This window comes from Klebsiella sp. F11 (genome assembly GCF_056712265.1).
Map to the genome: position 1 here is coordinate 4,384,414 of NZ_CM160060.1, position 12,706 is coordinate 4,397,119.

Consider the following 12,706-nt stretch of genomic DNA (forward strand, 5'->3'; position numbering starts at 1 on the left):
TGACAAATTCGTCAGGAACGAATTTGAACGCCGCAGAGTGGCGGCCCGCAACGGCGAGGCTCAAAGATGAGCCGGGTAGCTGAAGCCAACAAAGAGGCAGTTTGAAGGATAAAAGGTATATGAATTTTCTTGCACACCTGCACTTAGCCCATCTCGCCGACAGCTCTCTGCCCGGCAATCTTCTGGCTGATTTCGTTCGCGGCAATCCCCAGGCAGACTTCCCGGCCGACATTGTCGACGGCATTTTTATGCATCGGCGCATCGACGTCATGACCGACAATCTGGCGGAAGTTAAGGCCGCCCGGGAGTGGTTTCGTCCGCAAACCCGGCGCGTGGCGCCAATTACGCTCGACGTTATGTGGGATCACTTCCTCTCCCGCCACTGGGACCGCATCTCGCCCGATATGCCGCTCAGCAAGTTCGTCCGCTATGCCCATGCCCAGGTGGCAACCATATTGCCGGACTCGCCGCCGCGCTTCGTCAATCTCAATGCCTATTTGTGGTCGGAGCGCTGGCTTGAACGCTATGAAGATATGGACTTTATTCAGAGCGTTCTCAACGGCATGGCCAGCCGTCGCCCGCGCCTCGATGCCCTGCGCGACTCCTGGCAGGACCTCGATACCCACTATGACAAACTGGAGCAGCAGTTCTGGCTTTTTTACCCGCGCATGATGGCGCAGGCCACCAGGCGCGAACTATAAAGATTGCGCTTTCTCACAGAAAGGCTATTCTGAACACCGTTTTTCGATATAAATTGATAGGCAAAACCTATCTCATTGATTGTCAACGTCACGTTGAGTTCGCATGAACCTGTCCCTATACTTGCCCGCGTTGCGTTTCAATTAACCTTAGTATTAACAGGAGAATCATATGGTTCTGGTAACTCGTCAGGCTCCGGATTTTACCGCGGCAGCAGTTTTAGGTAACGGCGAAATCGTTGAGAAATTCAACTTCAAACAGCACACCAACGGTAAAGCAACCGTACTGTTCTTCTGGCCGATGGACTTCACTTTCGTATGCCCGTCTGAGCTGATCGCTTTTGACAAACGCTATGAAGAATTCCAGAAGCGCGGCGTAGAAGTTGTTGGCGTTTCCTTCGATTCCGAATTCGTTCACAACGCATGGCGTAACACCCCGGTAGACCAGGGCGGCATCGGTCCGGTTAAATACGCGATGGTTGCTGACATCAAGCGTGAAATCCAGAAAGCCTACGGTATCGAACATCCGGACGAAGGCGTTGCGCTGCGCGGCTCCTTCCTGATCGACGCGAACGGCGTTGTTCGTCACCAGGTGGTTAACGACCTGCCGCTGGGGCGTAACATCGACGAAATGCTGCGTATGGTTGACGCGCTGCAGTTCCACGAAGAGCACGGCGAAGTGTGCCCGGCGCAGTGGGAAAAAGGCAAAGAAGGGATGGCCGCTTCTCCGGAAGGCGTGGCTAAATACCTGACCGAGAACGTTTCCAGCCTGTAATCGGCTGCCGTTGATAAAAAGGCTCGCAACCGCGAGCCTTTTTTGTTGCTTTATGCCTGGCTTTGCGGCTGCTGGAAACAGGCGGCGGATACCGTAAAGAGGTAAAAGCCCCCCTGTACGCCTTTTTTTGTAACTCCGTTCAAACTTTGCTGAAAAAGCGCCCTGATATTTGTGATAAGCGCTGCATTTTTTCATTTTAAATTAAGACGCAGGCCCATTCCCTCCCCCATGTTATTCCTTCCCCGAAAAAATAAAAAATCATAATCCATTGATATATAACGATATAATAAAAATTATCCGTTTGAGAAAAATATTCCCCCAATCCCTTCGCTGTGATCGGCTTCAATATTTAAAAATCCATATGTGATCTGGACCATAATTTTTGTTGAGATCTTTGTTCATGATCTGATTCAGGAATATGAACGCATTAAGGATCGGATGATGGATATTATTTTTAACCCTACATTAATTGCGCTTAAGCAGAATATTTCCACAGCCGAGCAGGCGATCGAATGCGCCGGAACGCTGCTTGTCCGGCAAAATATTTGTCGCCCGGAATATATTAATGCGATGGTCGAGGTGTATCGGGATTTTGGTCCGGCGATAGTTATCGACTACGGCCTGGCGATGCCCCACGCCCGGCCGGAAAAAGGCGCATGGCGAACGGGTTTTTCCTTAGTCACCACCCAACGGCCGATCGTCTTTGGCCATGAGGAGTTCGATCCGGTGAACGTCATCATCGCCATCGCCGGGGCGGATGCGAATAGCCATATAAAAATGATCCAGCTAATAGCCTCGCTGATTGAGTCAGATATTGTCACGTTTCTACAGCAAGAAAATGACGTCAATTCAGTATTACATTTCATCCAAAAGCAAATGGAGTAGTCATTATGTTAGTTATCAGAACGGTTTGTGGTAACGGTATTGGCAGTTCATTAATGGCTGCGAATAATGTCAAAAAAATATGCGATGAATTAGGAATTAAAGCCGACGTCGCTTCCGTTGATTTTGCCAACGCGGTAGGAGAAAAGGCTGACCTCTATGTAACAATAAAAGAGCTGGCAAGCCAGTTTCCCGCACGCTGCAACGTCGCCATTATTCGCAGCTATGTGCATAAGGCAAAAATCGCTGAGGATATTACTGAAGCACTTACCAAAATTGCTGCAACTCACTCTTAATCATTATTGAGGGAACGACCATGCAGGCTATTCTTAGCTTCTTAGCGGAAATATTTAGTCAACCCGCGTTTCTGATGGGCATTATCGCCTTCGTTGGTTTAGTGGCGCTGCGCTCCCCGGGCAATAAATTACTTACCGGAACCTTAAAGCCAATATTAGGCTATTTGATGTTAAGCGCCGGCGCAGGGGTTATTGTGGCAAACCTCAACCCTCTCGGCGGCATTATTGAAGCGGGATTTAATATTCGCGGGGTAATCCCTAATAACGAAGCCATCGTTTCCGTGGCGCAGAAAATGCTGGGCGTGGAAACCATGAGCATTTTGCTATTAGGCTTTATTTTTAACCTGCTGATTGCCCGCTGCACCAAGTACAAATATATTTTTCTTACCGGACACCACTCTTTCTTCCTGGCATGCCTGTTCTCCGCGGTGCTGCAGGCGGCAGAATTCCACGGCTGGATGCTGGTGTTAATCGGCGGATTCCTGCTGGGCTCATGGTCAGCGATTTCTCCGGCAATCGGTCAACGCTATACCAAACAGGTTACCGAAGATGGCGGTATTGCGATGGGGCACTTCGGCTCTCTGGGCTACTACATCTCGGCCTGGATCGCCACGAAAACCGGCAACCCGGCAAATTCATTTGCCGATACCGAAATCTCAGAGAAATGGGGCTTTCTGCGCGACACTACGGTCACCACCGGGATCGTGATGTTTGTTATCTACTTTGTCTGCAGCGCCGTCGCGGGCACGGAGTACCTACGCACGATAACCGACCAGAATATGCTGATCTTCTCTATTCTTACCGGCCTGCAGTTCGCGGTTGGCGTCGCTATCGTTTACAACGGCGTGCGGCTGATCCTCGGCGATCTCGTCCCGGCGTTCCAGGGGATCAGCCAGAAGCTGATACCAAACTCCATCCCCGCCGTCGACTGCGCCGTCTTCTTCACCTTCAGCCCAACCGCCGTCGTCGTAGGGTTTATCAGCTCGTTCGTCGGCGGCCTGGTCGGCATGCTCTTCCTCGGCGCGTTTGGCATGGCGCTGATTATCCCGGGCATGGTGCCGCACTTCTTCTGCGGCGGAACGTCCGGGGTCTTTGCCGATAAGCTGGGCGGCAAACGCGGCTGCGTCATCGCCTCATTTATCGGCGGCATATTCCTTGCCTTCCTGCCGGCGATGCTGCTTCCGGCCCTGGGTGGCCTCGGCTTTGAGAACAGCACCTTCGCCGACTTCGACTTCGCGGTCTGGGGCATCATCATTGGTAATGCATTCACCCACTTTGGGCAGATAACGATTTATCTCATCTGCCTGGCGCTTCTGGTCGCGCTGCTGGTGCCGTTCTGCTTCCGTTCAGTTCGCGTGGTCGGTGACACCCTCAGCTATGAGGAGCTCACAGCGGATAAGAAAAATGAATAAGCGGTTTCATTTTTCCCTGCGGGAAGGGATTACCTCCCGCAGCTGACAAAATAATCAGGAGTAGTTATGGCTATCTTGTCCATTGGGTTTTCATGTTTCGATCAGTTCTTTTTTCTTAACGAATGGCCGCAGGAGAATACCAAAAATTTCTGCCACGACTTTATCGAGAGCGGCGGCGGCCCGGCAGCAAATGCGGCGTGGCTGCTGGGCCTGTGGGGTGAAGATGTTTACTACATTGGCCACTTGAATAAGGACCTCTATGGTCAGCGTATTATCGATGAGTTTGCCGAGGCCGGGGTCGATACCAGCCAGGTCGTCTTCTCCGATGAAATGATCACCCCTCTGGCATCGGTGCTGGTGAATCGCTTAACGGGCTCAAGGACGATTATTACCCGCAAAATGCAGACGCCGCCTTCGCTAACCTACGACCAGAAGCTGAAAATTGATGATTTAGCCACCCGGCTCATTGAGTCAGAGGAGCCGGTAACGTTATTAATTGATGGGCACGAAGCGGAGCTCAGTGAATATATTATAAAGAAACTGCCGGCGGCCAGGGTGGTTATGGATGGTGGTTCGCTGCGCGCCAGCAATATTAAGCTGGCGGCCTGGACCGATTACTTTGTTGTTAGCGAACATTTTGCCCGCGACTATATGGGATATCGCGCGCTGGCTACCGAAGCTGAAATTAAAGCGGCGCTAATCGAGCTAAATAAAATTTGTCGCGGCGACGCTTTTATTACTCTGGGGGAAAAAGGCTGCGCATTTTTAAAAAACGGCATGCTGCAAATTGTTCCCGCCTGGCTGTGCAACGTTGTCGATACCACCGGCGCCGGGGACGTATTCCACGGAGCCTTTACCTATGGCGTGCACTACTCGTGGCATATCGACAATATTATTTTGTTTGCCAGTCTGACCGCGGCAATCTCTATTGAGAAAAAGGGCGTACGCGAATCCATGCCCGACCTTGCCATCGTCCATAACTCGTTAAATAACTACGAAAGGAACTTAACGCAATATTTTGGTGAATAATTTTCGTTAATCAATATCAAGAGGTGATCATGTTAGTTTCTATGAAGGACATGCTTCAGCATGCCCTGCGGAACGGTTACGCCGTAGGGCAATTCAATATTAATAATCTGGAATGGGTCGGCGCTGTATTAAGCACCGGACAACAGCTGCGCTCTCCGGTTATTTTAGGCGTCTCCGGCGGCACCGTTAAGCATATGCTGGGATTGAAATGTATTCATGACATCGTGGTTAACGCGATCGATTATTTACACATTGATATTCCGGTCGCCCTGCATCTCGATCACGGCACCACCCGGGAGGCCTGCGAAGCGGCGATTGAGGCCGGATTCAGCTCTATCATGTTTGATGGTTCGCACCTGCCGTTCAGCGAAAACCTGGCCATCACCCGCCATCTGGTCGAGCTGGCGCACAGTCGAGGCATTTCGGTTGAGGCCGAGCTGGGAACCATTGCCGGAAGCGAAGACGGGATCGTCAACTCGACGGTGATTTATGCCGACCCGCAGGAGTGCTACACCCTGGTCAGCGAAACCCAGGTCGATTGTCTGGCGGCGGCGCTAGGCTCGACCCACGGGCTGTACAAAGGCAAAGCAAAGTTAGGATTTGCGGAGATGAAAGCCATCGCGGAGTTGGTTAAGGTTCCGCTGGTACTGCACGGCGGCACGGGTATTGCCGACGACGATATGCGTAAGGCCATCGCCTGCGGTACGGCCAAAATTAACGTTAATACCGAAAATATGTACGCCTGGTGCCAGGAGGTGAAGGCCCTGTTTTCTGCCGATACCGGCCACGACGTGAACGACCCGCGTAAAGTGATCAATCAGGGGCTGAAGCCGGTGCGCGAGATGATTGCGCGGCGCATCGAGCTATTTGGCTCACAAAACCGCTATTAGGCCGACGACGCCATTGCAGGGCACAACCAGCCCCGGATAGCGCCGGAGGCTGGTTAACGTATTTGCTGTCGCTCCCGGCTATCCGCTGGCGGAAACAACGCAGCCGCTCAACGGCAGTTTCCCAATCGAGCAGCCGCAAATTCGCGTCGATGATTTTGCCCGCGAGGCGGCCCTGCGGCGGGCCGCTTCTACACCCGCTTTATCCCTGATGGCTAAACCAGACGCTGGCGGAGATGGCCGGAAGCGTCAGCACGCCGTCATACAGCGCCCCGCAGCCCTCTTTGAGCTGCCATTCGCCGACGTCCAGCAGCGGGGAATCCTCCACCACCACTTCGCAGGCTTCGCCGCGGTTGATAGCCACCAGCACGCGCTGATTTTTATACACCCGGGCAAACACCACCACGTTTTCTTCGGCATAAATCACCTGACAGCCGCCGTAGCGCAGCGCCTGGTTCGCCTTGCGCAGCTTCGCCATCCGTTTGTACAGGCCCAGCAGCGTCGCATCCTGTAAAGCCGGGTCCCACGGGAAGGGTTTACGGCAGAAAGGATCGTTATTGCCGTCAACGCCCACTTCATCGCCGTAGTAAATGCACGGCACTCCCGGCCAGCAGAACAGCCAGACCACCGCCAGCGGCAGACGCGCGACGTCCTTACCCAGCAGCGACTTAAAGCGCGCCGTATCGTGGCTATCCAGCTGGTTAAACATCCGCAGCTGCTGCTGGTGCGACAGCCCGGCGCGGTAGTTATCCATCCACGCCGCGCAGGTTTGCGCATCGATCTTCTGCGGATCGTAAGAGATATCGGTATTCGCCAGGAAGCCCCACAGCGGGAAGGTAAACCCGCGATAGTTCATCGCCGCATCTTCGACATCGGCCTGCAGCCACTGGCGCGCATCGCCAAAATGTTCACCAAAAACAAAGGATTCCGGCTGTGTCTCCTTCGCCGCCTGGGTTATACCGGCAATATGGCGCAGATTATTACGCGCCCCGCCGCCCTCACCCAGCATATGCACCACGTCCAGACGCCAGCCGTCCATGCTCCACGGCGCTTTCAGCCAGTGGCGCACGATGCTGTCTTCCCCGGCGTAGATTTCGTTAATCAGGCTGGTCGACCGGTAATCCAGCTTCGGCAGGCTGGCGTAGCCCAGCCAGCTATGCGCCTCGCCCTCAAGGGAAAAGGTAAACCAGTCGCGCCACGGTGAATCCGCGCTGTGGCAGGCGCCGCCGCTACCGCGCTGGTGGCGGTCAAACCAGACGTGCGAATCTCCGGTGTGGTTGAACACGCCATCGAGGATCAGACGCATCCCCTCCCGCTGCGTATTGTGCCGCAGGCGCAGCAGCGCGGCGTCGCCGCCGAACTGCGGATCGACGCGACGATAATCTTCGGTATCGTATTTATGCACGCTCGGCGCAACAAACACCGGATTCAGGTACAGCGCCGTGACGCCGAGCTGCTTGAGATACGGCAGCTTCTCGCTGATACCATCCAGATCGCCGCCGTAGAAGGTTGAGCCGCCCGCCTCGCCGGTTAACGGTTCATCCCACTGCTTCTGCACGATATCCTGTCCGGCAGCGTGGTGATGGTAGGGCCGGTCCTGATCGGCGGCGCGCGGTTCGCTGCGCGCAAAGCGGTCAGGAAAGATTTGATAAAAGACCTGATCGGCAACCCACTGCGGGCCGCCATCCGGCAGATCGACCGCAAACTGCTCCAGCCGCGCTGGCGGGAAGCGGTTAAAGCCCTGCGGGGTAAACCAGCGCTGCCGGTCGGCCCACAGCAGCTTGAAGCTATAGCGCCGACGCGGCTGGCCGCTGGCAAGATTAATCTCTCCGCGCCACGCGACGACGCCCGGCCGCGGCTCCTGGCGCAGGCGGTGCATCGGCAGCGAAAGCTCTTCGTTGTCTTCTTCCGCACGCAGCGTAACGCGCTGCGGCAGCTCATCGCCGCTAACCCACAGGGTGATAAAGAGTCGTCCCTGCTGCTCCTTGATAAACGGGGCAACAGGCAGGTGCCATGCCTTCAACATCGTTATTCCTCTCTTTACAGAATGGGCACACCTTGCCACAGCGCGTATGCGTATGACTCATCATCGGCAGAATTATTGGGGGAGGAGAGCGGAGGAGGATATCGCTTAAGCGAAAATATCCCGCCGGCTAGCGCGCGCATAGCCGGCGGGAGAGCGGCCCGCTTAGCGCGCCTGCGCCAGCTGACGCTCGCGGCGGGTTTTCAGCTTCCAGCCGACCAGCAGCAGCGCTATCCACGCAAAGCCGACGTACAGGGAGATACGCGTATCCGGATGGTAGCCAATCAGCGCGATGATAAAGACGAGGAACGCCAGGCCTACCGCCGTGGTCGCCACGCCGCCCGGCACCTTAAACTTCAGCGCTTTCGCCTCTTCCGGCGGCAGACGACGGCGGAAGGCTATCTGCGACAGCAGGATCATGATCCACACCCACACCGTCGCAAAGGTCGCCAGCGAAGCAATCACCAGGAAGACATTCTCCGGCATGATGTAGTTCAGGTAGACCGCGGACAACAGCGCGATGGTCATCACCAGCACCGTCACCCACGGCACGCCGCGGCGCGACGTTTTGGCGAACATTTTGGGCGCGCTGCCCTGCTCCGCCATGCCGTGCAGCATGCGCCCGACGCCGAATACGTCGCTGTTGATGGCCGAAAGCGAAGCGGTCAGCACCACGAAGTTAAGGATGCTGGCGGCAAAAGCGATACCCATATGCTGGAAGGTTAAGACGAACGGACTGCCGTTAGTCCCGACCTGATTCCACGGATAAATGGACATAATCACGAACAGCGTGCCTACGTAGAACACCAGAATACGCATCGGGACCGAGTTAATGGCGCGCGGAATGGATTTCTCCGGGTCTTTCGCTTCCCCGGCGGTGATACCGATGATCTCAATCCCGCCGTAGGCGAACATCACCATCTGCAGCGACATCACCATTCCCAGCCAGCCGTTGCTGAAGAAGCCGCCATTGCTCCATAGGTTATGGATGCCGGTCGGCTGGCCGCCGTTGCCGATGCCCCAGATAATGATGCCGAAACCGGCCAGAATCATGATGATAATGGTGGCGACTTTAAAGAAGGAGAACCAGAACTCCAGCTCGCCAAACACCTTCACGCTCATCAGGTTGACGGCGCAGATAATCAGCACCACGCTGAGCACCCAGATCCAGTGCGGAACCGTCGGGAACCAGACGCCCATATAGATGCCGAAGGCCGTCACGTCGGCGATGGCGACAATCAGGATTTCAAAGCAGTAGGTCCAGCCGGTGATATAGCCCGCCAGCGGGCCGAGATAGTCCTGCGCATAGCGCGAAAATGAGCTGGCGGCGGGGTTATGCACCGACATCTCGCCCAGCGCGCGCATAATAATGTACGCCGCCGCGCCGCCGATAATATAGGCCAGCAGCACGCTCGGGCCGGCCATTTTAATCGCATCGGCCGAACCGTAGAACAGGCCGGTACCAATTGCCGAACCCAGCGCCATAAAGCGGATGTGCCGGGTACTTAGCCCGCGCTTAAGTTTGTTACTACTTTCCATCGTATTCCATGCCGTTTTTCTCCTTTAGCCTTCGCCGGACGAAGATCAAAAGAGGATTACCTGAAAAACAAAAAACCACGGGACCTGAAGTCCCGTGGTTTAACACTGATTTTAAACGCCGGCTAGTGCGCGCTGGATGTCACCTGACGTCCTACGGCGCGATCCCAGACCACCGCCAGAACCACCATCACGGCGGTCGGCATCAGCCAGGCCAGCCCCTGCTCAGCCAGCGGCAGACGTGCGGTCCACGCCGGCAGCAAATCGGCAAACGCCGACGTTTTAATGCCGTCAATGATACCAAACATCAGGCTGATAAACATGGCCGGCGCGATAACGCGGGACGAATTATGCCACCAGTTACGGGTAAAGCTTAATACCACCAGTGCGATACAGGGCGGATAGATAGCCGTCAGCACCGGGATCGAAATCTGAATCAGGTGGCTCAGCCCGAGGTTAGAGACCGCCATCGAGAAGATGCCGAGAATAAACACCAGCGAACGGTAGGAGAGCGGCAGGTACTGGGCGAAAAACTCCGCACAGGCGCAGGTCAGGCCAACCGCGGTCACCAGGCAGGCGATGAAAATCAGCGCCGCCAGCATAAAGCTTCCCGCGCCGCCGAAGGTGTGCTGGACGTACGAGTGCAGAATCGCCGCGCCGTTGGCCGACTGATCGACCAGGGTCGCGCTGTCGGAGCCGAGGCGGAACAGGGCCAGGTACAGCAGCGTCAGGCCGACGCCCGCCATCAGGCCAGCCCACACGGTATAGCGGGTCAGCAGGCGCGCCTCCGTGACGCCGCGAGAGCGGGCGGCGTTAACAATGACGATCCCGAAGACCATCGCCCCGAGGGTGTCCATCGTCAGATAGCCGTTGACGAAACCGTTTGAGAACGGCGCGGTACGGTAAGCTTCCAGCGCGTTGCTGATCGGGCCCGCCGGCCAAATAATCGCCGCGACGGAGAGAATAATCAGCGCAATGATTTTCAGCGGGGCGAGGAAATTGCCGACGGTATCCAGCAGCTTGCCGGGATATAACGAAACGAGGATCACCAGGGCAAAATAGATAACGCTGTAAATCATCAGCGGCATCGCGCCGTCGCCGGTCAGCGGAGCAATGCCCACCTCAAAGGAGACCGTCGCGGTACGCGGAGTCGCGAACAGCGGCCCCACCGCCAGATAGCAGACCACGGCCAGCAGGATCCCCGCCACTTTACCAATCGGGGTGCTCAGGCTTTCAACGCCGCCGCCGACTTTCGCCAGCGCTACGACCGTCAGCACCGGTAAACCCACGGCGGTGATCAGAAAGCCGATAGCGGCGGTCCAGACGTGTTCACCAGCCTGTAAACCAACCATGGGAGGGAAGATGATGTTGCCTGCGCCGACGAACAGCGCGAAGGTCATAAAGCCCAGCGCGATGATGTCGCGAGATTTTAACTGATGGGTCATAAATTCATACTGCCTGTGGATGTGGTGGTGTTAAACGGAAAATACCGTGTCTTCCCATAGGGATGATACAGCGGCTATTGCCGGAAACTCAGCGATATATGCTCCCGAAGCGGCGTGGGAAAGAATTGTTTTTTGAATTACCACGCAAAAGCAGTCTGTCTACGACTGCTGGGGCGCAATTTAAACGCTTATAACGTTTTAAAGCAAGGCGGGATCGTAAAAGCAGATGATTATGCTAAGTATTAACATACATCCAGCTCCATTGACCATAACTAAGGAAAACATATGGCTAATCATGCGAACAAAAAAGCAGCGAACGTTCGTTAATTACGCAGCGGAAAATTGACTGCAAACGAAAATGACCAGCCGAAGCTGGTCATTGACAAGTTATGTTGACAGCGCGGCGGCTAGCCGCTTTTTTTGGCAATTAAACGTTCCGGCAGCAGGAAGCTAAACCGCGTGCCTTTGCCGGGCGTACTCTCAACATCCAGCCGGCTATCGTGATGATTGACCGCATGCTTGACGATCGCCAGCCCCAGGCCGCTGCCTCCGGTTTGCCGCGAGCGCGCTTTATCCACGCGATAGAAGCGCTCGGTGAGCCGCGGAATATGCTCGGGCGCGATCCCCGGGCCGTTATCCTCGACGCTAAACAGGGCGCCGTGCGGCGCTTTCTGCCAGCTGACGGTAACCTCGGTGCCCTCCGGAGTATGGCTAATCGCGTTATACACCAGATTTGAGATCGCGCTGCGCAGCTGCTCTTCATTGCCGAGAACCTGCAAAGACTCGTCGACCACAAAGTGCAGGATATGCTTTTTCTGGCTAAGGGTTTGCGCCTCGCGCTCGACAACCCGCAGCATCATCGGCACGTCGATTTTGTCGTTCATCGCCAGAATCGGGGCCGCTTCAATACGCGACAGCGTCAGCAGCTGTTTAACCAGCCCCTCCATGCGCTGGGTTTGCTCGCGCATGGTATGCAGGGCCTTTTCCCGCGTCACCCCTTCCAGCACCTGCTCCTGCATCATCTCCAGATACCCCTGCAGCACCGTTAGCGGCGTGCGCAGCTCGTGGCTGACGTTGGCAAAAAAGTTGCGCCGCGCCCCTTCAAGCTGGTGCATCTGCGTCACGTCGCGCGCCACCATCAGCATCTGCTTGTCGCTGTAGGGCATCACGCGGATTTCCAGATGGCGTGAGTTATTAAGGACCAGATTGAGCGGCTTGCTGAAATCCTTACTTTTTAGGTAGTTGGCGAATTCAGGGTAGCGCAGGAGATTAAGGATGTTTTGCCCGCTGTCGTCCGGCCAGCGCAGATTGAGGATCTGCTGTGCCAGGCCGTTACACCAGAAGATTGCCCCCTCCTCCGTGGTCAGCACTACCGCGTCGGGCAGCGACTCCGCCCCGCTACGAAAGCGTTTGATCAGGCTGCCCAGCTCGCGCCGGCGCTTTTTATTACGCATCTGCATCTGATGAAGGCCGTACAGCAGCGGTTCCCAGCTGCCGCTTCCCGGCGGTGGCGTCATGCTGCGATCTACCCACAGCCACCACGAAAGACGCAGTAAATTCCAGAAATGCCAGATAAGAAGTCCGGTCACCGCCGCCAGTAAAAACCACGGTAAATGACCAAATACCGCCCCGAGAATCAGGGCCGGGATACAACATAAGAAAAGCTCAAGCGCCAGCCTTTTCCATGACAGCCGTTCCAGCACGGTTCACACTCCTGTCGACA

11 protein-coding genes are annotated in these 12,706 nt (G+C 55.6%); 7 read left to right on the forward strand and 4 right to left on the reverse strand.

Features of this window, described 5'->3' with window-relative positions; all coding sequences use genetic code 11:
• Window positions 1–119: 119 nt before the first annotated feature.
• The 7 genes from acpH to fba all read left to right on the forward strand — a co-directional run bounded on the left by acpH (window position 120) and on the right by fba (window position 5,982).
• Window positions 120–701 (forward strand): ACP phosphodiesterase, encoded by a 582-nt coding sequence (gene acpH / locus AC1M2H_RS21610; RefSeq protein ID WP_480148994.1) that lies wholly within the window; start codon window positions 120–122, stop codon window positions 699–701.
• A 169-nt stretch (window positions 702–870) separates the two neighbouring features.
• Complete coding sequence (locus AC1M2H_RS21615; protein ID WP_004858569.1) at window positions 871–1,473, forward strand: peroxiredoxin; 603 nt, start codon at window positions 871–873, stop codon at window positions 1,471–1,473.
• A 441-nt stretch (window positions 1,474–1,914) separates the two neighbouring features.
• Entirely contained in the window at window positions 1,915–2,358 is a 444-nt protein-coding gene (locus tag AC1M2H_RS21620; protein WP_480152006.1) for a PTS sugar transporter subunit IIA, read from the forward strand.
• A 5-nt stretch (window positions 2,359–2,363) separates the two neighbouring features.
• Window positions 2,364–2,651: a PTS sugar transporter subunit IIB gene (locus AC1M2H_RS21625; RefSeq protein WP_426812894.1), complete on the forward strand. Its 288-nt coding sequence runs from the start codon at window positions 2,364–2,366 to the stop codon at window positions 2,649–2,651.
• A gap of 20 nt (window positions 2,652–2,671) precedes the next feature.
• Window positions 2,672–4,063: a PTS ascorbate transporter subunit IIC gene (locus AC1M2H_RS21630; protein WP_480148995.1), complete on the forward strand. Its 1,392-nt coding sequence runs from the start codon at window positions 2,672–2,674 to the stop codon at window positions 4,061–4,063.
• Window positions 4,064–4,129: 66 nt separating this feature from the next.
• On the forward strand, window positions 4,130–5,092 hold the full coding sequence (locus AC1M2H_RS21635) for a carbohydrate kinase family protein (protein ID WP_480148996.1): 963 nt from the start codon (window positions 4,130–4,132) through the stop codon (window positions 5,090–5,092).
• A 29-nt stretch (window positions 5,093–5,121) separates the two neighbouring features.
• A complete protein-coding gene (gene fba / locus AC1M2H_RS21640) occupies window positions 5,122–5,982 on the forward strand; it encodes a class II fructose-1,6-bisphosphate aldolase (RefSeq protein ID WP_480148997.1) in 861 nt (286 codons plus the stop codon).
• Between the two features lie 199 nt (window positions 5,983–6,181).
• Here fba and malZ read toward each other — a convergent pair whose 3' ends face one another.
• From malZ to phoR, 4 genes are all read right to left on the reverse strand, one after another.
• Window positions 6,182–8,005 (reverse strand): maltodextrin glucosidase, encoded by a 1,824-nt coding sequence (gene malZ / locus AC1M2H_RS21645; protein WP_480148998.1) that lies wholly within the window; start codon window positions 8,003–8,005, stop codon window positions 6,182–6,184.
• Window positions 8,006–8,167: 162 nt separating this feature from the next.
• Complete coding sequence (proY, locus tag AC1M2H_RS21650; protein WP_480148999.1) at window positions 8,168–9,541, reverse strand: proline-specific permease ProY; 1,374 nt, start codon at window positions 9,539–9,541, stop codon at window positions 8,168–8,170.
• A 122-nt stretch (window positions 9,542–9,663) separates the two neighbouring features.
• The gene (gene brnQ / locus AC1M2H_RS21655) at window positions 9,664–10,983 is read right to left on the reverse strand and encodes a branched-chain amino acid transporter carrier protein BrnQ (protein ID WP_480149000.1); all 1,320 of its coding nucleotides are present in this window, start codon (window positions 10,981–10,983) and stop codon (window positions 9,664–9,666) included.
• Window positions 10,984–11,390: 407 nt separating this feature from the next.
• The gene (gene phoR, locus AC1M2H_RS21660; RefSeq protein WP_480149001.1) at window positions 11,391–12,686 is read right to left on the reverse strand and encodes a phosphate regulon sensor histidine kinase PhoR; all 1,296 of its coding nucleotides are present in this window, start codon (window positions 12,684–12,686) and stop codon (window positions 11,391–11,393) included.
• Window positions 12,687–12,706: the final 20 nt, after the last annotated feature.